General features: G+C 65.3%; 27 protein-coding genes. 15 read left to right on the top strand and 12 right to left on the bottom strand.

The window, feature by feature from the left end; translation table 11 throughout:
• Nucleotides 1-13: 13 nt before the first annotated feature.
• From lspA to sppA, 6 genes are all read right to left on the bottom strand, one after another.
• Nucleotides 14-505 carry a signal peptidase II gene (gene lspA, locus GGR23_RS04880; RefSeq protein WP_183364999.1) on the bottom strand — a complete coding sequence of 164 codons (492 nt, stop codon included), beginning with the start codon at nucleotides 503-505 and terminating at the stop codon, nucleotides 14-16.
• Nucleotides 502-1,371 carry a TrmH family RNA methyltransferase gene (locus GGR23_RS04875; RefSeq protein ID WP_183364998.1) on the bottom strand — a complete coding sequence of 290 codons (870 nt, stop codon included), beginning with the start codon at nucleotides 1,369-1,371 and terminating at the stop codon, nucleotides 502-504. Before GGR23_RS04875 ends, lspA begins: the two co-directional genes overlap by 4 nt.
• On the bottom strand, nucleotides 1,368-2,501 hold the full coding sequence (locus GGR23_RS04870) for a class I SAM-dependent methyltransferase (RefSeq protein ID WP_183364997.1): 1,134 nt from the start codon (nucleotides 2,499-2,501) through the stop codon (nucleotides 1,368-1,370). The genes GGR23_RS04875 and GGR23_RS04870 overlap by 4 nt, the downstream gene beginning before the upstream one ends.
• Nucleotides 2,502-2,601: 100 nt before the next feature.
• On the bottom strand, nucleotides 2,602-2,925 hold the full coding sequence (locus GGR23_RS04865) for a lipopolysaccharide assembly protein LapA domain-containing protein (protein WP_183364996.1): 324 nt from the start codon (nucleotides 2,923-2,925) through the stop codon (nucleotides 2,602-2,604).
• Nucleotides 2,926-3,055: 130 nt separating this feature from the next.
• On the bottom strand, nucleotides 3,056-3,361 hold the full coding sequence (locus tag GGR23_RS04860) for an integration host factor subunit beta (protein ID WP_183364995.1): 306 nt from the start codon (nucleotides 3,359-3,361) through the stop codon (nucleotides 3,056-3,058).
• Between the two features lie 35 nt (nucleotides 3,362-3,396).
• Nucleotides 3,397-4,344: a signal peptide peptidase SppA gene (gene sppA, locus GGR23_RS04855; protein WP_183364994.1), complete on the bottom strand. Its 948-nt coding sequence runs from the start codon at nucleotides 4,342-4,344 to the stop codon at nucleotides 3,397-3,399.
• 276 nt (nucleotides 4,345-4,620) lie between these two features.
• Between sppA and lptC the strand changes: the two genes are divergently transcribed.
• The 8 genes from lptC to GGR23_RS04815 all read left to right on the top strand — a co-directional run bounded on the left by lptC (nucleotide 4,621) and on the right by GGR23_RS04815 (nucleotide 11,051).
• Nucleotides 4,621-5,214, top strand: coding sequence for an LPS export ABC transporter periplasmic protein LptC (gene lptC, locus GGR23_RS04850; RefSeq protein WP_183365749.1), 594 nt, complete (start codon nucleotides 4,621-4,623; stop codon nucleotides 5,212-5,214).
• A gap of 10 nt (nucleotides 5,215-5,224) precedes the next feature.
• The gene (locus GGR23_RS04845; RefSeq protein WP_183364993.1) at nucleotides 5,225-5,779 is read left to right on the top strand and encodes an LptA/OstA family protein; all 555 of its coding nucleotides are present in this window, start codon (nucleotides 5,225-5,227) and stop codon (nucleotides 5,777-5,779) included.
• 15 nt (nucleotides 5,780-5,794) lie between these two features.
• Nucleotides 5,795-6,589 carry an LPS export ABC transporter ATP-binding protein gene (lptB, locus tag GGR23_RS04840; RefSeq protein ID WP_183364992.1) on the top strand — a complete coding sequence of 265 codons (795 nt, stop codon included), beginning with the start codon at nucleotides 5,795-5,797 and terminating at the stop codon, nucleotides 6,587-6,589.
• Nucleotides 6,590-6,769: 180 nt separating this feature from the next.
• Nucleotides 6,770-8,314, top strand: a complete 1,545-nt coding sequence (gene rpoN / locus GGR23_RS04835; RefSeq protein ID WP_183364991.1) for an RNA polymerase factor sigma-54 — start codon at nucleotides 6,770-6,772, stop codon at nucleotides 8,312-8,314.
• Nucleotides 8,315-8,540: 226 nt separating this feature from the next.
• Nucleotides 8,541-9,113: a ribosome hibernation-promoting factor, HPF/YfiA family gene (gene hpf, locus GGR23_RS04830; protein WP_183364990.1), complete on the top strand. Its 573-nt coding sequence runs from the start codon at nucleotides 8,541-8,543 to the stop codon at nucleotides 9,111-9,113.
• A 77-nt stretch (nucleotides 9,114-9,190) separates the two neighbouring features.
• Nucleotides 9,191-9,655, top strand: a complete 465-nt coding sequence (gene ptsN, locus GGR23_RS04825; RefSeq protein WP_183364989.1) for a PTS IIA-like nitrogen regulatory protein PtsN — start codon at nucleotides 9,191-9,193, stop codon at nucleotides 9,653-9,655.
• A gap of 267 nt (nucleotides 9,656-9,922) precedes the next feature.
• On the top strand, nucleotides 9,923-10,432 hold the full coding sequence (locus GGR23_RS04820; RefSeq protein WP_183364988.1) for an SRPBCC domain-containing protein: 510 nt from the start codon (nucleotides 9,923-9,925) through the stop codon (nucleotides 10,430-10,432).
• Nucleotides 10,433-10,538: 106 nt separating this feature from the next.
• Nucleotides 10,539-11,051 carry a YdeI/OmpD-associated family protein gene (locus tag GGR23_RS04815; protein WP_183364987.1) on the top strand — a complete coding sequence of 171 codons (513 nt, stop codon included), beginning with the start codon at nucleotides 10,539-10,541 and terminating at the stop codon, nucleotides 11,049-11,051.
• A 192-nt stretch (nucleotides 11,052-11,243) separates the two neighbouring features.
• On the opposite strand, the gene grpE is transcribed toward GGR23_RS04815, so the two are convergent.
• Together grpE and hrcA are read right to left on the bottom strand one after the other, a co-directional pair.
• Entirely contained in the window at nucleotides 11,244-11,870 is a 627-nt protein-coding gene (grpE, locus tag GGR23_RS04810) for a nucleotide exchange factor GrpE (RefSeq protein WP_183364986.1), read from the bottom strand.
• 191 nt (nucleotides 11,871-12,061) lie between these two features.
• The gene (gene hrcA, locus GGR23_RS04805) at nucleotides 12,062-13,150 is read right to left on the bottom strand and encodes a heat-inducible transcriptional repressor HrcA (RefSeq protein WP_183364985.1); all 1,089 of its coding nucleotides are present in this window, start codon (nucleotides 13,148-13,150) and stop codon (nucleotides 12,062-12,064) included.
• Between the two features lie 171 nt (nucleotides 13,151-13,321).
• Here hrcA and rph point away from each other — a divergent pair, with 171 nt between their 5' ends.
• The 5 genes from rph to GGR23_RS04780 all read left to right on the top strand — a co-directional run bounded on the left by rph (nucleotide 13,322) and on the right by GGR23_RS04780 (nucleotide 17,030).
• Complete coding sequence (gene rph / locus GGR23_RS04800) at nucleotides 13,322-14,038, top strand: ribonuclease PH (protein ID WP_183364984.1); 717 nt, start codon at nucleotides 13,322-13,324, stop codon at nucleotides 14,036-14,038.
• Nucleotides 14,039-14,069: 31 nt separating this feature from the next.
• Complete coding sequence (locus GGR23_RS04795) at nucleotides 14,070-14,498, top strand: VOC family protein (RefSeq protein ID WP_183364983.1); 429 nt, start codon at nucleotides 14,070-14,072, stop codon at nucleotides 14,496-14,498.
• A 5-nt stretch (nucleotides 14,499-14,503) separates the two neighbouring features.
• Entirely contained in the window at nucleotides 14,504-15,148 is a 645-nt protein-coding gene (gene rdgB / locus GGR23_RS04790) for an RdgB/HAM1 family non-canonical purine NTP pyrophosphatase (RefSeq protein ID WP_183364982.1), read from the top strand.
• Between the two features lie 5 nt (nucleotides 15,149-15,153).
• Entirely contained in the window at nucleotides 15,154-16,335 is a 1,182-nt protein-coding gene (gene hemW / locus GGR23_RS04785; protein WP_183364981.1) for a radical SAM family heme chaperone HemW, read from the top strand.
• Between the two features lie 140 nt (nucleotides 16,336-16,475).
• Entirely contained in the window at nucleotides 16,476-17,030 is a 555-nt protein-coding gene (locus GGR23_RS04780) for a GNAT family N-acetyltransferase (protein ID WP_382342414.1), read from the top strand.
• Nucleotides 17,031-17,087: 57 nt separating this feature from the next.
• Here the strand turns inward: GGR23_RS04780 and dnaA are convergent, their stop codons facing one another.
• From dnaA to mutM, 3 genes are all read right to left on the bottom strand, one after another.
• On the bottom strand, nucleotides 17,088-18,638 hold the full coding sequence (gene dnaA, locus GGR23_RS04775; RefSeq protein WP_183364979.1) for a chromosomal replication initiator protein DnaA: 1,551 nt from the start codon (nucleotides 18,636-18,638) through the stop codon (nucleotides 17,088-17,090).
• 929 nt (nucleotides 18,639-19,567) lie between these two features.
• Nucleotides 19,568-19,834, bottom strand: a complete 267-nt coding sequence (gene rpsT, locus GGR23_RS04770) for a 30S ribosomal protein S20 (RefSeq protein WP_183364978.1) — start codon at nucleotides 19,832-19,834, stop codon at nucleotides 19,568-19,570.
• Between the two features lie 217 nt (nucleotides 19,835-20,051).
• The gene (gene mutM, locus GGR23_RS04765) at nucleotides 20,052-20,942 is read right to left on the bottom strand and encodes a bifunctional DNA-formamidopyrimidine glycosylase/DNA-(apurinic or apyrimidinic site) lyase (RefSeq protein WP_183364977.1); all 891 of its coding nucleotides are present in this window, start codon (nucleotides 20,940-20,942) and stop codon (nucleotides 20,052-20,054) included.
• Nucleotides 20,943-21,101: 159 nt separating this feature from the next.
• On the opposite strand from mutM, the gene ubiE reads away from it, so the two are divergent.
• The gene (gene ubiE / locus GGR23_RS04760; RefSeq protein ID WP_183364976.1) at nucleotides 21,102-21,878 is read left to right on the top strand and encodes a bifunctional demethylmenaquinone methyltransferase/2-methoxy-6-polyprenyl-1,4-benzoquinol methylase UbiE; all 777 of its coding nucleotides are present in this window, start codon (nucleotides 21,102-21,104) and stop codon (nucleotides 21,876-21,878) included.
• A 4-nt stretch (nucleotides 21,879-21,882) separates the two neighbouring features.
• A complete protein-coding gene (gene ubiB, locus GGR23_RS04755) occupies nucleotides 21,883-23,457 on the top strand; it encodes a 2-polyprenylphenol 6-hydroxylase (protein WP_183364975.1) in 1,575 nt (524 codons plus the stop codon).
• Here the strand turns inward: ubiB and GGR23_RS04750 are convergent.
• Nucleotides 23,450-24,619, bottom strand: coding sequence for a LysR family transcriptional regulator (locus GGR23_RS04750; RefSeq protein ID WP_183364974.1), 1,170 nt, complete (start codon nucleotides 24,617-24,619; stop codon nucleotides 23,450-23,452). The genes ubiB and GGR23_RS04750 overlap by 8 nt on opposite strands.
• Nucleotides 24,620-24,676: the final 57 nt, after the last annotated feature.

The following is a 24,676-nucleotide window of genomic DNA, read 5'->3' as shown; positions in this document are numbered from 1 at the left end:
AATGGCTCGCATTTTAACGATCGGTGCTTTTCTTGCCCACGAGCTCGTCCAGGATCACCAGACCGGCGCCGATGGTTATGAAGCTGTCTGCGAGATTGAAGACCGCGAAGGACCAGGCCGGCGTGTGAAACAGGATGAAATCCACAACGTGACCGTAGAGGAACCGGTCGATCAGGTTGCCGGCCGCTCCGGCAATGATCAACGCATAGCCCGGATGGGCAAAGAGCCGGTCGGGCGGCGTGCGTCGCCAGAGCCAGAGCACGAAGCCGACGATGGCAAGCCGCATCCCGACGATGAACCACCCGTCCGCATCCGACAGCATGGAGAAGGCGACGCCGAGATTATAGGTCCGGTAGAAGGCCAGGAAGGGTAGGACGGGTACGCCCACCTCTTGCGGCAGCAGCTGTTCGACGGCGATTTTCGACGCCTGATCGAGAAGGATGGCGGCAGCCACCAGAACAAGGATCGGCAGCGGCCGGGCAAAGGGTGACGTGCGTTCGCTCATCCGCGCTGATCCAGCGTGAGGAGATGGCGCCGCGCCTCGAAGAGCATGACGGCGGTTGCCACGGCGAGGTTCAGCGAATCCGCCCTTCCCTGCTGCGGAATGCGCGCCAGCGCATCCGCCTGCGCGGCGAGCTCATCGGGAAGGCCGGACTGTTCGTTGCCCATCAGCAGGACGGTCGGCTTGGCCCGGTAGTCGATCATGCGGTAGTCGACGGCTCCGGCGAGATGGGTTGCGACCACCCTTGCACCGGACCTCTTCTTCCACTCCAGGAATTCCGCGACGCTTGCCCGCGCAAGCGGCACGGCGAACAGGGAGCCCATGGTGGCCCGCACCGTTTCGAGAGAAAAGGGATCGGTGGTATCGCCGACGAGGATCACGCCGGATGCGCCTGCCGCATCCGCCGTGCGGATGATGGTGCCGAGATTGCCGGGATCGCGCACCCGGTCGAGCGCGACATAGGTTTCGCCGTCCTTCGGCTTCAGGCTCGCAAGCGGCGCCCAGCGCTGCTCGAAGACGGCGGAGACCATCTGCGGGTTTTCGCGGCGGGTGATGGAGCCCATCACCTTTTCGCTGACCTCGAGCACCAGCCCGCCCGAGGCGACGGTGCGGGCGGCGGCCTGCTCCACCGCCGGCTTGCCACGGCCGGCCTTGGAATAGATGAGTGTGCGGATCTTCCAGCCCAGTTCCTGCGCGTCGATGACGAGCTTGAGGCCTTCCGCCAGGAAGGTGCGGGTTTCGTCGCGGTGCTTCTTGAGCGAAAGCGCCTTGATGTCCTTGATGATGGGATTGGAAAGGCTGGTGACTTCCTTCACCTGCCCCACGCGGCGCGGACCCGCTTCCTGATCGTGACGCCTGTTGTCGCTCATTTCGGTACCCAGCGGCTGAAGAGGGAGGTGGAAAGCGCGCGGCCGGTTTCCTTGCCGGAAAGGCCGCTCTCGCGGATGACCAGTTCGCCCGATTCCACCACGCCGCCGCGGCCGCGCATGGTTTCGCGCATCAGCTCGTGGATGGAATAGAAACTGGCCCGGATGGAATAGGCCGTCAGGACGAGGCCGCGTGCATCCCGGCTGAGAAGCTCGCGGCAGATGTCGAGCATCAGCGGCAGGTGATCGAAGAGCTGCCAGACCTCCCCGTTCGGTCCCCGCCCGAATTTGGGCGGGTCGGTCAGGATGATGTCGTAGCGGTTCCCGCGGCGCTCCTCGCGCTGGATGAACTTCATCGCGTCCTCGCAGATCCAGCGGATCGGCGCGCGGTCGAGCCGGCTCAGCGACTGGTTCTCGCGGCCCCAGCCGATCGCCTTCTTGGATGCATCCACATGGGTGACCTCCGCACCGGCGCGGGCGGCAACGAGCGAGGCGACGCCGGTATAGCCGAAGAGATTGAGCACCTTGAGCGGACGCTTCGCGGCCTCGATCTCGTTCTTCATCCAGGTCCAGTGGACGATCTGTTCCGGGAACACGCCGACATGGCGGAAGGACGTGAAGCGCCCGTGGAAATCCACGTCCAGCAATTGCAGCGGCCAGGTTTCCCCGAGGGCCTCCCGGGGGAAGCGCCAACGCCCGGCCCCTTCCTCGTCGATGTCGCCGGTGAAGACGGCATCCACCTTTTCCCAGACATGGGCGGGAAGAGAGGGTTTCCAGAGCGCCTGTCCCTCCGGCCGCACGATGCGGTAGGGGCCGTATTGCTCGAGCTTCAGCTGGTTGCCGCTGTCGATGAGATGAAAATCGCCGGCGCCGGGGGTTTCGAGGATGACGGGCACCCGCTCCGCCGGCCGCTCGCCGCTGCGCTCGATCAGCGCACGGGCGGGCTGCGCTTCGGCCTGTGCGGCGGCGCGGGGGGCCTCGGCGGCAGGACGCTCCCTGCCCTTCGCGGATTCCGCCCGGGCGGGCGCGTCCTCGAAACGGCGCTGCCCGGCGGCGGGCCGGGAGGAGCTGCGATTGTTGCCGGAGGCGGGCGCTTTCCGCGTGGCACCGGGCCTGCGTTCCTTGTTCTTCACGGGCGGGTCTTCTCTTTCAGCTGTACTGCCGGGCGGCATAGCATTGCGGGAAGGCCTTGGCAAAGCCCCCGGCCGCAGACGCGCCGGAGGGGATGCGGCTTCAGGCGCCGATCTGGCGCGGCGCGGGCTGGGTCCTCGATGCGGACGCCGTCTGCTGCCATTTCAGGCTTTCTTCCCGCAGCAGCCGGGCCCGCTTGCGGTACTTGCCCTGGGCAAACCAGGTTGCCAGCGAGCCGACGATCATGCCGAGGATGAGCGCAGCGAACAGGAAGACGAAGAACGGCGCCTCGAAGCGCAGGACCGTGTCTTCCGGGCGGAAGGGGTTGAGGGCCATGGCGACCGTCTGGCGATTTGCCACGGACAGCACGATGAGGACGATTGCAAGGGGAAGCAGGATCAGGACGTTCAAAGCCTTGCGGACCATCGCAATTCTCCTCGAAGGGGCGTCGGAAGGGGCAAGCGCCGCGCGCACCCCGATGCCGCCCTTGATATAATGCCGGCCGCGGGAGCCTCAAGCCTTTGCCGGCCCGTTTCGTATCCCGCGAGCGACCGGGTCAGTCGGAATCGCCGAGATCCGGCTGGCCGGGATTGAGCCGCTCGCGCAGCTCCTTGCCGGTCTTGAAGAAGGGAACCCACTTTTCCTCGACGAAGACGCTGTCGCCGGTGCGGGGGTTGCGGCCCGACCGGGACGGACGGTTCTTGACCGAGAAGGCGCCGAAACCGCGCAGCTCCACCCGGTTACCGGCCGCCAGCGCGTCGGTGATTTCATCCAGCACCGCATTGACGATGTTTTCCACGTCGCGGTGATAGAGATGCGGGTTACGGGCTGCAACGATCTGCACCAGTTCCGATTTGATCACGTTTTCCCCCCAAGGAAACAGGTTGTGGTCATTTCTCAGTCAACCTGCCAAACGGAGACCAGACCGTCAAGGAACAACTTGCCCCGCAGGAAACCGGCCAGATCGGCAGGCATGGCGGCGGCATCCACGCCAAGCGCGCCGAGCACGGCGCGGGCAAGACCCTGCATTCCGAACAGCCCGCTGTCCGAGGTTGCCTTCCATTCCTCGATCTCGAGGTCGCCGGAAACCCCGCGGCTCTTGAAGTAATCGAGGATCTCGCGATCGCCGCCGAGCTTGTCGACCAGCTTCTCCTTGAGCGCCTGCCGCCCGGTAAGTATACGGCCGTCCGCCAGGCGCAGCGCCTCTTCCTTCGGCAGCTTGCGCCGCTCGGCAACCAGGTTGACGAACCAGTCATAGCTGTCGGCAACCATCGACCGGATCATGGTCTTGGCCTCCTCCGGCGGAGTATGGAAGGGCGAGGGCTCGGCCTTCAGCGGCGAGGACTTGATCTCCTCCAGCGAGACGCCGATCTTGTCCAGAAGCGGCTTTGCCTGCGGATATTCGAAGATCACGCCGATGGAGCCGGTGATCGAGGTTTCGCCGGCAACGATGACGTCGCCGGCAGTCGCCACCATGTAGCCGGCGGAAGCGGCAAGCGTGCGCACGTCGGAGACGACGGGTTTCTTCGCCGCCACGGCGCGGATCGCCTTGAACAGGCGCTCCCCGCCATAGGTCGTGCCCCCGGGAGAGGAGATCGAGACCACGAGACCCTTGGCCGCATCCGATTCCTCGATCGTCTTCAGCCGCTCGAGAAGCTCGGTATCGTCCTGGATGATGCCTTCGATCGTGATCCGGGCGATATGGGGACGGGCGTAGTCCATCTCCGATCCCGCGAACCGGAAGAGGGAAAAGCCGATCGCTGCCACCAGCAGCACCGCCACCACTCTCCAGAACGTCACCTTGCGCCTCAGTCTGCGCCGGTCGGCAAGCATCATAGCGTCCATGAATTCGAAACTCCGTTGGCCTCGCAAACGCGACCCATCAATTTTGCGGTCAGCCGTTTCTTAGAGCGCATCGTTCTGGTAGCATAGTCATTCGACGACCTGTTGCTTTAATTTTTCCATATTGGGGCGTCATGAACGGCACGCAGCCGGAAGAACGGCGATGCCGGCCTCTCCTTTCCGGGGGAGGAACAACCTAAGGAAGTGTCTGTGAATGTCTTGACGCCTGTCCAGGGGGCAGACCGCAAAACGCCCTTTGCACAAAGCTATGCCAACGCGATGGCCCATTCGCGCCGCGTGAAGCGCCTGAAGGTGCTGCTGCCTCTGGCAGCGCTGCTGATCTCGCTCGCCTTCATCGCCGTTTCCGTCGTCCGCACCTATCTGCCCGAGGACATCTCGGTGGGCGGGGTGAAGATCGAGGACGGCAAGATCGTGATGGAGAAGCCCGCCGTATCCGGCCGCAACAGCGAGGGCATCAGCTACACCATGCTGGCGGAGCGCGCCCTTCAGGACATAAAGAACCCGGATCTCATCACGCTGCAGACGATCAAGGCGTCCGTGCCCGTGACGAAGGACGTGCTGGCCAGCGTGACCGCCATCGAAGCCCTTTACAACAGGGCCAAGGACGACCTGGCGATGACGGCACCCTTCTCGATCAATCTCAGCTCGGGCATCCAGGCCGAGTTTCAGGCGGCGCAGCTCGACGTCAAGGCCGGGCGGATGGAAACCGCCAAGCCCGTGGCCATCACGACAAAATCCGCTTCGATTCTTGCCGAAAGCATGAAGATGACGGATAAGGGGCGAACCATTCTGTTCAAGGGCAAGGTCAAGGTTTCCATCGAAGCCGCTGCCGTGCACAAGTTGCAAAATTAAAGGTTCACCCATGCTGGTTAAAATGCCGCGCGCCCGATCCCTGTCTGCACTGCTGGTGGCCTCCTGCCTGATGATGCCGCTTACGGCCATGGCGCAGTCGACGAGCAGCCAGATGGAGGGTCTGAAGCTCTCCAATGACCAGCCGATCCAGATCGAGAGCGATCAGCTCGAGATCAAGGAGCAGGAGAAGACCGCCATCTTCAAGGGCAATGTCAGCGTCATCCAGGGCACGACCTCGCTGAAGGCGGGCCATATGGTCGTCCATTACAAGAGCGGCGGCAAGTCGATGACGGCCGGCAATACCGACATCGAGAAGATCGATCTTGCGGGCGGCGTGCTCCTGAATTCCGGCACGCAGCAGGCCACCGGCGACACCGGTTCCTTCGAGATGGCGAGCCAGGTGTTCATTCTGGAAGGCAAGCAGGTGGTGCTGAGCGACCAGCAGAACGTGTTCGTGGGCTGCAAGCTGACGGTGCATGCCAATACCGGGGAGGCCCATCTGGAAGCCTGCGGCGGCCGTGTCCGTATCCAGCTCGACCCCAAGAGCCAGAAGCCGAAGCAGTAAGGGTATCTTGTCCTCGTGAACGCATCCCCGTCCGGTAACCCGCAGACACAGGCCCAGCCTGCGACGCCCGCCGATCTTGCCCGTTACGACGGCACGCTGATCGCGCGCGGCCTGACGAAGACCTACCGCGCCCGGCGCGTGGTGAACGGCGCCTCGCTCGTGGTGCGCCGGGGCGAGGCTGTCGGCCTGCTCGGCCCGAACGGTGCGGGCAAGACCACCTGCTTCTACATGATCACCGGCCTGGTGCCGGTGGATCAGGGCACGATCCATCTCAACGGTCGCGACGTCACGAAGATGCCGATGTACCGCCGCGCACGCCTCGGCGTCGGCTATCTTCCGCAGGAAGCCTCGATTTTCCGCGGCCTCACGGTGGAGCAGAACATCAATGCGGTGCTCGAGGTGCATGTCTCGAACCGCAAGGAGCGGGAGCGCAAGCTGTCCGAACTCCTCGAGGAGTTCCACATCGAGCGGCTGCGCAAGTCGCCCGCGGTCGCGCTGTCGGGCGGCGAACGCCGGCGCCTCGAAATTGCCCGGGCGCTTGCCAGCGATCCGGCCTTCATGCTGCTCGACGAGCCCTTCGCGGGCGTCGACCCGATTTCGGTCGCCGACATCCAGAACCTCGTGCGCCACCTGACCGCGCGCGGCATCGGCGTGCTCATCACCGATCACAATGTGCGCGAGACCCTCGGCCTCATCGACCGAGCCTACATCATCCATGCGGGTGAGGTGCTGACCCACGGCCGGGCGGACGAGATCATCAACAATCCGGATGTGCGCCGCCTCTATCTCGGTGACAATTTCAGCCTCTGAAGCCAGGCGCGACCCCGTCCGGCCGACGCCCTCCGGCTCAAGAAGGTTTCGCTTTTTTACCATTTCTTCCGGGACGGATTGACCGGAAGAGAAAAACAAGCAATTTTCGGGCCAGTTCAGGTTTTTCGTAGGCCGGAAGGGCGATGCCACGCCTTGCGGCAAGGAGTGACGGCGCCCATCATGGCTCTCTCTGCCAGCCTTTTCCAGCGCCAGAGCCAGTCGCTGGTCATGACACCGCAGCTCATGCAGTCGATCCAGTTGCTGCAGATGCCGCATGCGGAGCTGTTGCAGTTCATCGGGCTGGAGGTGGAGAAGAACCCGTTGCTCGAACTCGCCTCCGGCGACGATGGCGAGGACGACGCCCCCGAGGCCCGGGAGGATGCCTCCGAGCGCACCGTCCTCAACGAAGCGGGCGACCTGTCCTCCGAATGGTACGAGAGCGAGAACACCGGCGCCGCCGCTGGCCTCAGCCGGGAAATGGATGCCAATTTCGACGACAGCTATGCGGGCGGCGAAGGCTCCGGGCCGGATGCCGCGACAGCCCCGCTCGGCGAGGGCTGGACCTCGACCGGCGCCGGCGGCGAGGGCTTCGAGCCCGACGATCTCGGCGGCGGGCCGCCGTCGCTTCTCGACCACATTCAGGCCCAGATCCCCTTCCTGTTCGACAATGCGCGAGACCGGCTTGCAGCGGAGGCCATGGCCGGGCTGCTGGAAGACAGCGGTTACGTGGACGGGGCGGCCGTGGAAGAGCTCGGCGCACGGCTGGGGCTTTCCGCAGCGGACCGCGCCCGCATTCTTGCCGGGCTGCAGACGCTCGAACCGCCGGGCGTCTTCGCGCGCTCGCTGAAGGAGTGCCTCGCGATCCAGCTCAGGCAGCTCGACCGGCTCGACCCGATGATGGAAACCCTGCTCGACCATCTCGACCTGCTCGCCAAGAGGGATTTCCAGAGCCTGAAGCGCCTGTGCAAGGCCACGGAGGAGGACCTGCTGGCCATGCTGGCGGATATCCGCCGGCTGAACCCCAAGCCCGGCAGCGGCTTTGGCGGCGGCGCGGCCGAAAGCGTCGTCGCGGACGTGATCGTGCGGCCGGGCCCGCATGCGAGCTGGCTCGTGGACCTCAACCCGGCGACCCAGCCCAGGGTTCTGATCAACCAGACCTATCATCGCCGCGTGACCGCCGGGCGGCTTCGGCCCGACGAGGACCAGAACTTCCTCGGCAACTGCCTGCAATCGGCCAACTGGCTGGTGCGCAGCCTGGACCAGCGCGCCCGGACCATCCTGAAGGTGGCGGAAGAGATCGTGCGCCAGCAGGACGCCTTCCTCCTCAAGGGAATCGACCACCTGCGCCCGCTGACGCTGAAGGCGGTGGCGGATGCCATCGGCGTGCATGAATCGACTGTCAGCCGCGTGACCTCGAACAAGTACATGGAAACGCCACGGGGCGTGTTCGAGCTGAAATACTTCTTCACGGTCTCGATTGCGGCGGTGGAAGGCGGCGATGCCCATTCGGCGGAGGCCGTGCGAAACCGCATCCGTTCGCTGATTGCCGAGGAAAGCCCGGCGGCGGTGCTTTCCGACGACGACATCGTGGAGGCCCTCGGAAAGGCGGGAATCCAGCTCGCCCGCCGCACGGTCGCGAAGTACCGGGAAGCGATGAACATCCCCTCCTCCGTCCAGCGCCGGCGCGAGAAGCAGGCGAAGGCGAGGGCCGGCGCAACGGCCTGACGACCGGGCGGGAGCCGGTGTGCACCCGTTAACAAAGGATTGACAATCACTCCCTGTGAAGAGTAGAAGCCCCGCCCATCGGGTTACGACGTTCACATCGATACACGGACCGCGGGCGACAGGGGGACCATTACCCAAAATTGACATCGTCGCGCGAAATGCTTGGATGGTCTTCAGGGTTGGCGTAGACTGACCCTTGCAAATCACCAGGTAGAAGGGGAGTTCCATGAGCGTTCGTATAGCCGGCAAGCATATGGATATTGGCGATGCCTTCCGTGTCCGTATCGAGAGCCAGATTGCCGATGCCATCAACAAGTATTTCGATGGCGGCTACTCCGGCCAGGTGATCGTCGACAAGTCGGGTTCCCGTTTCGCCGCCGATTGCCGCCTGCATCTGGATTCGGGTGCCAACCTGCATGCCGCAGGCGAGGCAAACGATCCGCAGCTGGCCTTCGACATGGCGTTCGACCGCATCGAGAAGCGGCTTCGCCGTTACAAGCGCAAGCTGAAGGACCACCATCTGGGCACCGGCAACGGTCAGGTGGAAGTCGCCTATACCGTGATGGATACCGGCGTCGACGAGGACGAGGAAATCCCGGATAACTTCGCGCCCGCGATCGTCGCGGAAAGCACGAAGAAGCTGAAGACCATGTCTGTCGCGTCCGCCGTGATGGCGCTCGACATGACGGACGAGCCGGTGCTGATGTTCCGCAAGCCGGGCAGCGAGCACCTCAACATCGTATACCGTCGCCAGGACGGCAATATCGGCTGGATTGATGCCTCGAACATCAAGGGCTGATGCGGTTTTCGGCAGGGGGCGTGCACAGGCCCGCCCCCTCGCCTGAACCCTGCCGGGCGGCACGAAGGACCAAAAGAATGACGTTGGCAGATTTGCTGCAAGACGGTGCGATCATCCCTGCCCTCCGGGTCAACTCCAAGAAACAGGTGCTGCAGGAACTGGCGGCGAAGGCCGCCAAGCTGACCGGCATTCCCGAGCGGGAGATCTTCGACGTCATCCTCCAGCGCGAGCGCCTGGGTTCCACGGGCGTGGGCAACGGCATCGCCATCCCGCATGGCAAGCTCAAGCAGATCCACTCCATCGCCGGCGTGTTTGCCCGGCTGGAAACGCCCGTCGACTTCGAGGCGCTGGACGATCAGCCCGTCGACCTCGTCTTCCTGCTGCTCGCGCCCGAGGGTGCCGGCGCCGATCACCTCAAGGCGCTGTCGCGCATCGCACGCCTCTTCCGCGATCAGGACCTGGTGACGAAACTGCGCTCCACCGAATCCGCCTCCGCCCTTTATGCCTGCCTGACCCAGGAGCCGACCGTCAATCCGGCGTGAGGGTCCCCTTCCCGTCCTGTCGCGCTGCGTCCCGCGCGGGATGATCGGGGCTGTTCTTTCTCCGTCTTTCCGTACAGAATGCCCTGAACCGGAAGCACTTGCGGCACCCACGGTCCGCAAGAGGTCTCCTGCGGCATGCCGAGCGTCGAGACATCCGGCATTGAGTGCCCGATGGCCGATGGCGCCCGACACCCCCCGGGACGGCTGACCGGCACAACGACGTCCGTTCGCGCTTGTGATCGGGCGCAACGTGAGAAGGGGAACCCCATGGGGGAAGAGGCCAAGGATGAAGGCATGTCGGCCGGTCTAGCGCCGGTCGAACGGACAGGCGACCGCTCGCTTCGGGTGACCCGGACTTTCGATGCCGAGCCCGGCACGGTTTTCAGAGCATGGAGTGACGCCGGGCTCTTTCGCCGGTGGTGGATGCCGCGGAGCATGACGGGCGTTTCCCTCGTCGATTGCGACATCGACGCGCGCACCGGTGGCACCTACCGTCTGGCATTCCAGGCAGGCGATTCGGACAAGGCTGTCTTCTACGGCACTTACATCGAGGTCAGGGATGGCGCGCGCATGGTCTGGACCAATGACGAGGGCGAGGATGGCGCAGTCACGACCGTCACCTTCGACGCGCTGCCGGGTGGAAAGACAGCCCTTTCCTATCATGAGACCCATGCCTCTGCCGAAGCGCTCGAGGAGGCCATCGCCGGCTCTGCCGCTGCCTTGCCGGTACAGCTGGAACAGCTGGATGAACTTCTCTCGGAACTCAAGCGAACATGAGGACTTTCTCCAGGGAGCCGCATCGCGGCCATAAGGGGCATGGTTTGGGCAGTTCCGCTCGGTGTGACACACCCTCGAACGCGGCAACCGGGCGGCACGATCTCCGATGAGCTACTTCACCCATGAGTTCACGGGTCCCATCTCCCGCCTCGACGTGGGCCGGGCGCGGGTCATCCGCTACAAGGTGCTCTTCTTGCCTCCGGCCCTGGAGGCAGAACTGCCCTTCGGCGATTATCCCAGACTGCGGGTCGAAGGAGAGATTGCAGGCGTTCCGGTTCGGGGAGCCTGGATGCCGGTGGGCGACGGCCGCCGGTACTTCATCGTATCACCGGCGATCAAGGCGGCGACCGGTTTCGATCTCGGAGAAGATGTCGAGATGCGCTTCAGGGTGGACGATCAGGATCATGTCGATGTGCCGGAGGCTTTCGAGAGGGCTCTCGGCGCGGAGCCGGTCGTCCTGGCACTCTGGAGCGAGCTGACACCCGGCAAGAAGCGGATGTACGCGGCCCATGTGGCATCGGCAAGAACGCCCGCCACGGAAAGGCGGCGGGTGGACGAGGCATTGCAGGCGCTTCGCGAGGGCTCTTCCCTTCGCGACTTCCTGCGGAGCAAGCGGTGACGGCGAGCGGTTTCCGCGTCTGAAGGGGCGCTGGGCACGGCCCCCGTCCCTGCCACCGGTTGTCTCGGCCGGACAGGCGAACCTCGCTTGCTCCGGCCATCCACTCTCGCCCGCATCTGCCGCAAAAGAAACATCCCGCAGCCTTGCGGCCACGCGATGCGGGAACTTTCTGATCGTGCCGGCGGAGGCCGCTCAGCCCTGCTGGCTGCTGGCCTCGGCATTGGCGGGGGCCTCCTTCGGACCGCCCTTGGCAACGCCCACCATGGCGGGGCGGAGCACCCGCTCGCCGATGGTGAAGCCGGCCTGAACCACCTGCACCACCGTATTGTTCGGCACGTTCGGGTTCGGCACCTCGAACATGGCCTGGTGGAAGTTCGGGTCGAACTTCTCGCCTTCGGCCTCGATCTTCTTCACGCCGTGACGTTCCAGCGCGGACAGCATGGAGCGCTCGGTCATCTCCACGCCTTCGATCAGGGCGGAAAGGCCCTGGTCGGCGGCGGCGCGGGCTTCTGCCGGGATGGCCTCCAGCGCACGGCGCAGGTTGTCCGAAACCGCCAGCATGTCGCGGGCGAAACCGGCGACGGAATAGGACTTCGCGTCCTTCACGTCGCGCTCGGTGCGGCGGCGCAGGTTGTCCATTTCCGCTGCAAGGCGCAGGAAGCGGTCCTTCAGCTCGGCGTTCTCGGCCTTCAGCGTCTCGATGGGATCAGAGGAGGCCTCGGTTGCGGGTGCCTCGGTCGACTGAGCGGTATCCGTGGCTTGCGCTTCTGCCGCGGCGGCCGCTGCATCCGGTCCGTTCTTGTTCGTCTCTTCGGTCATGCCGTTCTCCGGTTACTCTTCAGGCTGGGGCGGCGCGGGCGAAGGGCCGGCCGCCAAGGGGATAGGTCCGTCATCTCCCGATGGCAGACCCTGTCAGCGCCGATATCGAGGTTCCCTGTCCAAAAATCAAGGCTTTCCAGCCCGATTTCGTCCGATGCCCGGCGCAGCGCGGGTGCCAGGGCCCCGCCGTTTCAGATCGTCTTGCGGGACAGCTTTGCCAGAACCTGCGCCGTGTAATCCACCATGGGCACGATCCGGGAATAGTTGAGCCGCGTCGGCCCGATCACGCCGACCGCGCCGACGATCCGGTCTTCCGTGTCGCGATAGGGCGCGACGATCAGCGACGAGCCGGAGAGCGAGAAAAGCTTGTTTTCCGAGCCGATGAAGATGCGAACGCCCGAGCCGCTTTCGGCAAGATTGAGGATCTCGATCAGGCTGTCCTTCTTCTCGAGGTCGTCGAAAAGCATGCGCAGGCGGTCGATGTCCTCCGCGCCGGCCACCCCTTCCAGCAGGTTCGCCCGTCCCCGGACGATGAGCTGGGCGGGCTTGTCGTCCTCGAAGCCGCCGGACCACACCGCAAGTCCCCGCTCCACCAGGCTTTGCGAAAGCGCGTCCAGTTCGTGGCGCACGGCGATCCTCAGCTTTTCCAGCTGCTGGCGCAGGGCCGGCAGCGTCTGCCCCGTCATATGGGCATTGATGAAGTTCGCGGCCTCGATGAGCTGCGAGGAGGTGGTGCCGGCCGGCAGCTCGATGATGCGGTTTTCCACCTGGTCATGTTCGCCCACCAGCACGGCCAGCGCCTTGGTCGGCTCCAGCCGGATGAACTCCACATGCTTCAGCACCGTGTCGCTCTTCGAGGTGATGACGAGGCCCGCGCCGCCGGAGATGCCGGACAGGATGCGGCTTGCCTCCGACATCATGGTCTCGACGGGCTGGTCCCGGTCGGGAGAACGGATCTGCCGGTCGATGTTGGCGCGCTCCTCGCCGGAGAGATCGCTCACCTGCATGAAGGCATCGACGAAGAAGCGCAGCCCCGTCTGGGTCGGCAGGCGTCCGGCGCTCACATGCGGGGAATAGATGAGGCCGAGCTCTTCGAGATCGCTCATCACGTTGCGCACGGAGGCGGGAGAGAGCGACATCGGCAGCAGGCGGGAGAGGCTGCGCGAGCCGAGCGGTTCGCCCGTTTCCAGATAGCCTTCCACGATCCGGCGGAAGATTTCCCTCGACCGTTCGTCCAGCTGCGTTGCCGCCTCTATGTCCTTGCGCGTCGCCAGCCCCATGGCCCTTCCAGCAAAGTTCCAACCAGTACCCCTGAATATAATGAAGGTAGTGCGCTTGGCAAAAGGAAAAAGCCTTGGAAATCAGGCCGCCGTCCCGCCTGCCATGATTTCCTTTTGCAAAATGCGAGGGGGAGCCTTAAGACGCGGGAACCAGATTTTCAGGAGTATTCCATGCGGCCATCCGGCAGAAAAACCGACGCCATGCGCGCCGTCAGCTTCGAGCGCAACTTCTCCAAGCATGCGGAGGGGTCGTGCCTCGTGAAGTTCGGCGATACGCATGTCCTTTGCACCGCGAGCCTCGAGGACAAGACGCCGCCGTGGCTGCGCAACAGCGGCAAGGGTTGGGTCACTGCCGAATACGGCATGCTGCCGCGCGCCACCGGCGAGCGCATGCGCCGCGAGGCATCGAGCGGCAAGCAGAGCGGCCGCACCCAGGAAATCCAGCGCCTCATCGGCCGGAGCCTGCGCGCCGTGGTCGATCTCGAAGCGCTCGGCGAACGGCAGATCTCCATCGACTGCGACGTCATCCAGGCGGATGGCGGCACCCGCACCGCCTCCATCACCGGCGCGTGGATCGCCCTGCACGACTGCCTGAAGTGGATGGAAGCCCGCGGCATGATCAAGGTGGAGCGGGTGCTCAAGGACCACGTTGCCGCTATTTCCTGCGGCATCTTCGCAAGCCAGCCGGTGATCGACCTCGATTATCTCGAAGACAGCGCTGCCGAGACGGATGCGAATTTCGTCATGACCGGCTCGGGCGGTATCGTCGAGATCCAGGGCACCGCCGAAGGCACCCCCTTCAGCGAAACCGAATTCCTGACGCTGCTCGGGCTTGCCCGCAACGGGATCGCCGAGCTCGTCACCCTGCAGAAGCAGGCGATCGCCTGATCCGGCAGGCCGGAGAGAGGACGACAGGCCCATGACGGACACGCCCATCGAAGGCATTCTCGAAACCGCGCTCTATGTCGACGACATCGACCGTGCCGAGGCCTTCTACGGCGGCGTCCTCGGGCTGAAGACCGTTCTCCGTGCCGGCAACCGGCATGTATTCTTCTCGCTCGGACACTCGATCCTGCTGATCTTCAATCCGGCGGAAACGGAAAAGCCCCCGGCTGCGGATGCGCTTCCCGTGCCGCCGCACGGGGCACGCGGGCCGGGCCACGCCTGTTTCCGCCTGTCCGCCGCGGGTCTGGATGCGATGGCCGAACGGCTGAAGGCGGCCGGCATTGCCATCGAGGCGGATTTCCGCTGGCCGGGCGGCGCCCGCTCCCTCTATTTCCGCGACCCGGCCGGCAACAGCCTGGAATGCGCCGAACCTGCCCTCTGGGGGCTCGAGACAAGGACCTGATTGCGATGCGCAAGCTCGACACCAAGACCATCGTGGTCGCCAGCCACAACCAGGGCAAGATCCGCGAGATCGCCGATCTCATCGGCCCCTTCGGCTTCTCCGCGAAATCGGCAGCGGAGCTGAACTTCATCGAGCCGGACGAAACGGGCACCACCTTCGAGGAGAACGCCCGTATCAAGGCGCTTGCCTCGGCGAAGGCCGCGGGCCTGCCGGCGCTTTCCGACGACAGCGGCCTTGCCATCGACGCCCTCGACGGCGCACCGGGCGTCTACACCGCCAACTGGGCGGAAAAGGAAGACGGCACCCGCGATTTCGCAATGGCGATGGAAAAGGTGGAGAAGGCGCTTGGCGAGCGCGGCGCCACTTCGGCAGACCGGCGCACCGCCCGGTTCGTGAGCGTGCTCTGCCTTGCCTGGCCGGACGGCCACACGGAAGTGTTCCGCGGCGAGGTGGAAGGCCATGTGGTCTGGCCGCCGCGCGGAACGAGCGGCTTCGGCTACGACCCGATCTTCCAGCCCGAAGGGCACGAGCGCACCTTCGGCGAGATGACGGCCGAGGAGAAGCACGGCTGGAAGCCGGGCGATCCGGAGGCGCTGTCGCACCGGGCGCGCGCCTTCAAGCTCTTCGTCGAAACCTGCCTGGAAGGCTGAGACCGATGTCGGAGCGATCCTCCCTGATCCTGCCGGATACGGGCGAGCCCGGCTTCGGGCTCTACGTGCACTGGCCCTTCTGCGCGGCCAAGTGCCCCTATTGCGATTTCAACAGCCATGTGCGCCACCAGCCGGTGGATCAGGCCCGGTTCACCGCCGCTTTCCTGCGCGAGATGGAGCACATGCGGACGCTTTCCGGTCCGCGTACCGTCACCAGCATCTTCATGGGGGGCGGCACGCCCTCGCTGATGGCGCCCGAAACGGTCGGCGCCATTCTCGACGGCATCGCCCGGCACTGGCATGTGCCTGATGGCATCGAGATCACCATGGAAGCCAACCCGTCGAGCGTCGAGGCCGATCGTTTCCGAGGCTACCGGGCGGCAGGCGTCAACCGGCTGTCGCTCGGCGTGCAGGCGCTGAACGACGCCGACCTGAAATTCCTCGGCCGCCTGCATGACGTGGACCAGGCACTGGGCGCGATCCGGCTTGCGCGCGAGATCTTTCCGCGCATGTCCTTCGACCTCATCTATGCGCGGCCCGGCCAGACGGTGGATGCCTGGGAAGCGGAGCTGAAGCAGGCCATCTCCTATGCGGTCGACCATCTCTCGCTCTACCAGCTGACCATCGAGGAGGGCACGCCCTTCTTCGGCCTGCACAAGGCCCGGAAGTTCACGCTCCCCGACGGGGAGGAATCCGCGCTGCTCTACGAGGCGACGCAGGAGATCACCGAGGCGCACGGGCTGCCGGCCTACGAGGTGTCCAACCATGCCCGCCCCGGCGCCGAAAGCCGGCACAACCTCACCTACTGGCGCTATGGCGATTACGTGGGCATCGGCCCCGGCGCCCATGGCCGGCTGACCCTGGGCCGCGAAAAGCTCGCGACCGCCACCGAGAGGCACCCCGAAACCTGGCTCGGGCTCGTGGAGAGCCAGGGCCACGGCATGACCGACGAGGAGCGACTGGGCTACGAGGAGCAGGCCGACGAGCTGCTGCTGATGGGGCTGCGGCTCAAGGAAGGCATCGACCTCGTGCGCTGGCAGCAACTGTCCGGCCGCGAGCCCGACCCGGACCGGGAAGCCTTCCTGATCTCCCATGGCTTCATCGAGCGCCTCGGCAATTCGAGGCTGCGCTGCACGCCGTCGGGCATGCTGATCCTCGACAGCGTCGTTGCCGATCTCGCCTGCTGACCTCTTGCCTTCGGTCATTTTGGCGCTACTCTGCCCTGCATGATCCACAGCGCGCATCCCGTCTGCCTTACGGTGCTTCGCCCCAGCGGGCGGAGCGGCTTGTGCGCGGCTTGATCTGACGCGGCATCCCTCCCCCGGACATCTGCCGGGACGCGGAGGGACAAGAGCGCTCCCGGCTTCGAAGAGCAGGAGCAAGCATGAGAGACGACATCCTGATACGCGCCGCGCGGCTCGACGATGCAGAGGGCATCTGCGCGCTGCAATCCATGCCCGGCTACAGGCACGGAACCCTTCGCCTTCCCCATCCGACCCTGGAATCGGTGCGCAGCCGCCTGTCGAAGCCCGATCCGGACCAGACGCTCCTGGTGGCGGAGGCAGGCGGGCTGATCCTCGGCAATGCTGGATTGCGCCGGCTTTCCGGCCGGCGTGCCCATGCGGGAGAGATCGGCATGGGCGTCCGCGACGATCGTCGGGGACAGGGCATCGGCACGCGCCTGCTTGAGGCATTGCTGGATCTCGCCGACAACTGGCTCGATCTGCGGCGCCTCGAGCTCACCGTCTTCACCGACAACGAGGCCGCGATCGGGCTGTACCGCAAGGCCGGCTTCGAGGAGGAAGGGATATTGAGAGACTATGCCTTCCGCGCCGGGCGGCACGCGGACGTGCTGGCCATGGCCCGGCTCCGGCGGCCCTGAACGGCAGAAGGCGGGACTTGCGGCCCCGCCTTCGCCCTGGCCGGGATGCAATCCGGCCTATTCGTTGATCAGGCGCTTCAGAAGCTCGATCTCGTGGGAGAGCTTGCTGTCCTCCGAGATCATTTCCTCGATCTTGCGCACCGCATGCAGCACGGTGGTGTGGTCGCGCCCGCCGAAACGGCGGCCGATCTCGGGGAAGGAGCGCGGCGTCAGCGTCTTCGACAGATACATGGCGATCTGGCGCGGCTTGACGATGACCCGGGTGCGGCGGTTCGAGACCAGTTCCTGCCGGGAAACATTGTAGTGCCGGGCGACGATGCGCTGGATGTCTTCGATGCGCACGCGCTTCGGCTCGCCCGAGCCGACGAGGTGCGACAGAAGCTCGTCCACGCGCTCGATCGAGAGGTTCGGCTCGAAGGAGCGGCGGAAGACCAGCTGGTTGAAGGCGCCTTCCAGCTCGCGGCCGCTTGCGGTCACGTGGCGGGCGACATGCGACAGGATCTCCATGGGGATGTCGAGGCCCGGATCCTCCTGGCGTGCCTGGTTGAGGCGCGAGACCAGCATGTCGAGACGCATGTCGTAATCGGGCGCTTCCATCTCGATGGCGACGCCGCCCTGCAGGCGCGAGCGCACGCGGGGATCGAGCGATTCCAGCTCCCACGGCGCGCGGTCGGCAGCAACGACCACCTGCTTGGCGCTGTCGAGCAGCATGTTCAGCAGATGGCAGAACTCGTGCTGGATCATCTTGCCCTGCAGGAACTGCATGTCGTCGATGATAAGCAGGTCGATGTGACGGAGCGAGTCCTTCAGCGTCAGGGCATCGTTATCGCGGATGGCGGTGGCGAAACGCCACATGAAATACTCCGCGGTGAGATAGACCACGCGCGGCGCGCGCGGGCTCTGCACGGCTGCATTGGCAATGGCCTGCAGCAGATGGGTCTTGCCGAGCCCGACCGTCGAATGGACGAAGAGCGGGTTGAAGCGCACGGCGCTGGCGCCGGCTTCGGCAATGGTCCGGGCAGCGGCAAGCGCAACCCGGTTCGACGCGCCCTCGATGAAGGTATCGAAGGTGTAGCGCGGATCGAGCGGGGAGCCGAAGAGCGGCGAGGCCGCGGTCGGCTGCGCGGGGCGCTGGGCCTGAACGGCGGCTGCTGCCACCTGACCGGCCTGCTGCACCGGCTGGCGGCGCGGTGCCGGCTGCGCGGCGGGTGCCGGCGCGGCGGCCGCCTGTTCCTCGGCCATGGCAGGCCGGGCGCTGCGGGTCGCCGTGCGGACGAGGATCTCCACCTTCAGGATTTCCGGATCCTCGGCCTGGAACAGGCTGGTGATCAGGTCCAGATAGCGGTTGTTGATCCAGGATTTGAGAAATGTGGTCGGCACCGTGAGCCGGACCACGCTCTTCGAAAGAGAATGCAGCTTCAACCGGGCGAACCAGCTGGCATAGACATCGGGCCCTACCTGGGCCTTCAGCCGGGCGCTGACGCGTTCGAACAGCACCGCCTGCTTGGCGTTTGCCCCGCTTGTCGCAGCACCGGCGCCTTCTGCACCGCCATCGGCCGCATGGTCCCCGAAACCCAATGCGTCGGATGTTCTAACATTCATTTGCATTTTGCCGCCTTCCAAATTCCAAGTCTGTTCCCGGCGATGATCGCCGGTCATGTCCCTCGAGCCAAGACCGCCCCTTTTCCGCAAGGGCGGCATTACCCACTCCGTGTTGGAGACCCGCCCGGCCCCAAAGACCGGGCGACCGCCACCGGAAACGCATGGAAACGCTACTCAGCACCCCCACCCCGGCCGTCCTTTCGGAACGGCCGTCATTCCTGCAGTCGCCTTCTCCAAACGCTCAATCGAGATTGGAACATGTCCTTTCCCTGCCGGATCCATCCGGTCTCGTTGTCAGACACCCATCCTCGTCAGGTGCCCCGTTGCCCTACTCCTCTTCCCGTGCCGTGGCCGGGAAGCATGCTTTTTCGCGCACAAACCGTCCGATTGGAATCCGGGTGGAATCCAGCTTATCGGTCCGGCGCTTGGTGAAAAAACGGAGCAGAGCGCTCCGTGGCGAGCAAGGTACGGTGGCCGCTGGACCGCCTGGGGATCCTGTCCCCCGCGTCTGTTCCAGGTCGCCGCCCCCTCTCGCTGGGGGCCATTTACGCAGGATCATTTTGCAAGATCAACGACGATTTTTGCGCAGGAATCGAACGAGGCCATTGACTCTTGCGCCGCTTTTCGCATCGCCGGACTGGCCCAAAAAAGAATCCTAGTTGAATCAAAGGGATTCAAAAACGAGGGGATGGCGGGGGGCCGAAAAACAAAAAAACAAAAAAATGTCTTGACTCTGCCTTGATGTCATCCAGCCCCCTCCGGGGGGCGGAGGCGCGCCGGAGACCCCCAACAAGTTATTGATAAGAAATAGTTTTTATTGTCACCGGACTGACATGAGCGCCCGGCTCGCCGCGGCAATTGTGGCAGGCCGGAGCCAGAATCGCGAAAGCCCGGCCAGAGGCCGGGCTGACATCGGTGTCTCGTGACACGAAATATTAAGCGGACAGTGCCTTCACGCGGCTTGCCAGGCGCGAAACCTTGCGGGACGCGGTGTTGGCATGCATGACGCCCTTGGTGGCGGCGCGCATCAGTTCCGGCTGGGCAGCCTGCAGAGCGGCCTTGGCGACGGCGGCGTCACCGGCTGCAATCGCTTCTTCAACCTTGCGGATGAAGGTGCGGATGCGCGAACGGCGTGCCTTGTTGACTGCGGTGCGGCGAGCGATCTTGCGGGTCGCCTTCTTCGCCGAAGTGGTATTGGCCATGGATGCCTCTCTTCGAATTCAAACCAAACTCCGCTCAAGCCGCGGTCAGAAGCGACCTCTTGCAACAGCTTTTCGGGAGCAATAGCGGAAAACCAGAGCGGCTTTCCCATCTGTGGCCGGGCATATAGCGGGAAAGCGGGGGCGCGTCAACGCGCTTTTTGCCTCTTTCTTCCCGCAATGCCCGGCTTGTCCACGCTTCCGGCGGCGTGCGCGGCGCCTATTTCTGGCAGGACGGACAATAGAAGGTGGAGCGCCCGGACTGGACGATCCGTTCCACCGTTCCCCCGCATCCCTCGGTCCGGCACGGCTTTCCCTCCTGGTCGTAGACGGCGAAGCTGTGCTGGAAATAGCCGAGCGAGCCATCGGTCTGGATGTGGTCGCGCAGCGACGAGCCTCCGGCCTCGATGGCCTCCGCTATCACGGCGCGGATCGCCTCCACGAGGGTCTCGAGCTGCGGCGCGGGACGGCCGCTCTTGCGCACCAGCGTCCCCGCCTTGCGCAGCGGCGAGAGATGGGAGCGCCAGAGCGCCTCGCAGACATAGATGTTGCCGAGCCCCGCGATCAGCCGCTGGTCGAGGAGCGCGCCCTTCAGCGGCTGGCTCTTGCCGGCAAGCCGGGCCGCAAGGCCGCCTGCCTGAAGCGCGTTGCCGAGCGGTTCGGGCCCCAGGTCCCGGAAGGCGGGGTGGCTTTCCATCTCCCGCCGCTCGAAGAGATCCATGAAGCCGAACCGGCGCGGATCGTTGTAGACCACCCGGACCGGGCCCTGCCCGGTCACGAGATGGAAGACCACGTGGTCGTGCTTCTCGTCCTTGGAGCGCGCATGGTGGAATTCGCCGGGCATCTCCGATTGCCCGCCCTCCTCTATCCGAAACGAGCCGGACATGCCGAGGTGGGAAAGAAGGGTCCAGCCATTGTCGAGATCGATGAGCAGGTACTTGGCCCGGCGCGACAGGCCGAGGATGCGCCGGCCGGAGACCCGTTCGGAAAGCGCGTCCGGCAAGGGAAAGCGCAGGTCCGGGCGGCGCAGCTCCAGCCTCTCGATCAGCGCGCCGGCCATCACGGGTTCCAGCCCGCGCCTGACCGTTTCCACCTCTGGCAATTCTGGCATGGCACTCCATCTTCCTGTTTCAACCGCCCCGGATCCGGTCTATAGACCAGCGCCAGCATGCCGCAGCTTCGCCCGATACATCCGATAGCGTGAAGGCGGTCTTTTCGATATGGTTCCGCCGGCCGGCGGGCAAGTCCAATTTGTGATGGGAGTTCTCGGATGGGTGAACAGCGCACCACTGCCAATGGCGGCATGGCAACCTCTTACGGCTTCCGCGACGTTCCGGAAGGCGAGAAGCAGCCTCTGGTGAACGAGGTCTTTCACAAGGTCGCTAAGCGCTACGACATCATGAACGACGTGATGTCGGCGGGCCTGCACCGGGTCTGGAAGGATGCCATGGTGGCCGCGCTCAATCCGCGCAAGTCGTCCGATTACCGCGTGCTCGACGTGGCAGGCGGCACCGGCGACATCGCGTTTCGCATCGTCGAGGCCTCCGGCCGTCAGGCCCATGCGACCGTGCTCGACATCAACGGCTCCATGCTGGGCGTCGGCGCCGAGCGGGCGGAGAAGAAGGGGCTCACCGACAACCTCACCTTCGTGGAAGCCAATGCGGAAGACCTGCCCTTCGAGGACAACAGCTTCGATGCCTACACGATCGCCTTCGGCATCCGCAACGTGCCGCGCATCGACGTGGCGCTGAAGGAAGCCCACCGCGTGCTGAAGCGCGGCGGCCGCCTGCTGGTGCTGGAATTCTCCGAAGTCCACATGCCGCTTCTCGACAGCTTCTACGAACAGTGGTCGTTCAAGGCCATTCCGCAATTCGGCAAGATGATCACCGGCGATGCCGAGCCCTACCAGTATCTGGTGGAATCGATCCGCAAGTTCCCCAACCAGGAGGATTTCGCGGCGATGATCCGGGATGCCGGCTTCTCGCGCGTGACCTACACCAATTATACCGGCGGCATCGCGGCGCTGCATTCCGGCTGGAAGATCTGACCGGATGAGCACACCGGCAGCCTATTTCCGCATCATGAGGGTCGGCTATGTGCTCGTGCGCGAAGGCGTGCTGACCAGCCTTCCCGATGACGACATTCCCCCGCCGCTCAGGCTTGCCAAGCGCGTGCTTGCGCCGCTGGCGCGCCGGCCCGCCCGCGGCGAGGCGCGGAGCGACCGGGTGGCCCGTGCCGTCGAAAGGCTCGGCCCTTCCTACGTGAAGATCGGCCAGTTCCTTGCGACCCGCCCCGACGTCGTCGGTGTCGAGCTGGCAAACGATCTCGCCAAGCTCCAGGACCGCATGGCCTTCTTCCCGGAGGGCGCTGCCCGCGCCTCGGTGGAAGGCTCGCTCGGCCGGCCGCTCGAGACACTCTACACCCGCTTCGATCCGCCGATTGCGGCCGCATCGATCGCGCAGGTGCATCCGGCCGAGATCGAGACGCCGGAAGGCAGGCGCAAGGTCGCCGTGAAGGTTGCCCGTCCCGGCGTTCGCCAGCGTTTTGCCCGGGATCTCGAGGCCATGTATCTCGTCTCGCGGATGCAGGAGAAATTCATCCCCTCCCACCGGCGCCTGAAGCCGACGGAGGTGACGCGCACGCTCGAGCAGACGACCCGGATCGAGATGGACCTGCGCCTGGAGGCGGCGGCCCTTTCCGAGATCGCGGAAAACACGAAGGACGATCCGGGCTTCAGGGTGCCCAGGGTGGACTGGGAGCGCACCGGCCGCGACGTGCTGACCATGGAATGGATCGACGGCATCAAGATGTCGGACGTGGAGGCGCTGAGGGCTGCCGGGCACGATCTCGACGGGCTCGCCGACACGCTGATCCAGTCGTTCCTGCGCCATACATTGCGGGATGGCTTCTTCCATGCGGACATGCATCCCGGCAATCTCTTCGTCGATCCCGCCGGCATGATCGTCGCGGTCGACATGGGCATAGTCGGGCGGCTCGGCAAGAAGGAGCGCCGCTTCCTCGCCGAGATCCTCTACGGTTTCATCACCCGCGATTACCGCCGGGTGGCGGAGGTGCATTTCGAGGCCGGTTACGTGCCGCAGCACCATGACGTGGCGAGCTTTGCCCAGGCGATCCGCGCCATCGGCGAGCCGATCCACGGCCAGCCCGCCGAAACCATTTCCATGGGCAAGCTGCTCACGCTGCTTTTCGAGGTGACCGAGCTTTTCGACATGGAGACGCGTCCGGAGCTGGTCATGCTGCAGAAGACCATGGTGGTGGTCGAAGGCGTGGCGCGCATGCTCAATCCGCGCTTCAACATGTGGAAGGCCTCCGAGCCGGTGGTCGGCGGCTGGATCCGCGACAATCTCGGGCCGAAGCGGGTGCTGACCGACCTCAAGGACGGCCTTTATGCGGCGCTGAAGCTTGCCGAGGCCGCGCCCGAAATCGCCGCCAGGACGGAGAAGTTCCATGCGGAGCTCATCCACATGAGCGAGCACGGCCTGCGCTTCGACAAGCGCACCGCCGAGGATATCGGCAGGGCCGAGGCACGCCATACCCGTTCGGGCCGGATCGCGCTCTGGATCATCGCCGCGACGCTTCTCACCATCGCCTGGCACGTCATCTGACGGCCGGGCCTCCGGCGAGCGCCAGCACCTGCGCCACCAGCCCGTGATCGCCCCGGCCCTTGGGCCAGGCGGCATAGAGCGGCATGGCCGTCTCCACCGGAAGGCCGAGCGCGGCAAGCCGCCCGCCTCCCGCCGGCAGCGAGGCCGCCGGCAGGAAGGAGACGAAACCGTGATCCTCGACGAGCCTGAGGATCACCGGGATGCTGTCCACCTCGACGGGATCGATCCGCCCCCGCCATGCGGCAAACACCTCGCTTTCCAGCATCCGGTCGACGATCTGGCGCAGACCGCTTCGCGCGCTCGGCACCGCGAGCGGCGAGGTGAGCAGCAGGCTGTCGAGCGTTCCGCCCGCCCGCTCCGCCGTTTCCTGCGAGGCGACGAGCACCAGCGGCGACGTGGACAGAAGCCTGCCGTCGAGATCGTCCGGAAGGCCCGCGAGATCGAGCAGCACCAGATCGAAGATGCCACGGCGCACGCCGTTCAGCAGCTCCTCCGCGATCATCGAGGTGATGAACAGCGGCTGGCGCGGGTGGCGCAGCCGCCAGCGGGCCGAAAGGCTCGCCAGCAGCCCGGCAATGCTGCTTTCCGCCCCGAGCGGAAAGACCGCGCCCAGACGGACCGTGGCGGCCATGCGCCGGAACTTCTCGCCCGAACTTGCCGACATTTCCCGCCAGAGATCCTCGATCCGCCGCGCCGCATCGATGGCGAGCAGCCCCTCCGGCGTCGGGACCGCGCCTTCGGCGCTGCGGGCGAAGAGCGCGTAACCGGTCTTTGCCTCCACATGGGCGATCTGGCGGGTGAGCTGCGGCTGGCCCATGCCGAGTTCGCGCGCGGCGGCGCGAATGCTGCCCTTGCGTGCCACGGTGAGGATGCGGTGGAGCGCCTCGAGCCCCAGCATCGGCACCGCTTCCGTCTCTTGCCGGCGAAACAGCCTGCGGGTTTCTCCGGCCAGCGCAGCAAAGAGCGGCTGGAGACGCTCGCCGTCGAGCGTCCGCATCAGGCCCTGCGCGCCCGGCTGGAACAGGCGGACGGCAAGCGCCTTTTCGGTCCGCTTCAGCGCCGCCGCGATGCTGGAGGGCGGGCAGCCGAGAAGACGGGCGACGTCCCGGATCGCCGGACGCGCGAGCAGCTGGTCGGTCACGACGAGGGCTGCGGTATCCATGGGCGTGCCCTTCTCTGCATCATGTGTTCATCTTTTGGGATATGCCACAAATCAGGA

This window comes from Gellertiella hungarica (assembly GCF_014197145.1).
Lineage (GTDB): Bacteria > Pseudomonadota > Alphaproteobacteria > Rhizobiales > Rhizobiaceae > Gellertiella > Gellertiella hungarica.
The sequence above is the reverse complement of the archived record's forward strand: the minus strand, read 5'-3'. Positions and strand labels throughout refer to the sequence as shown.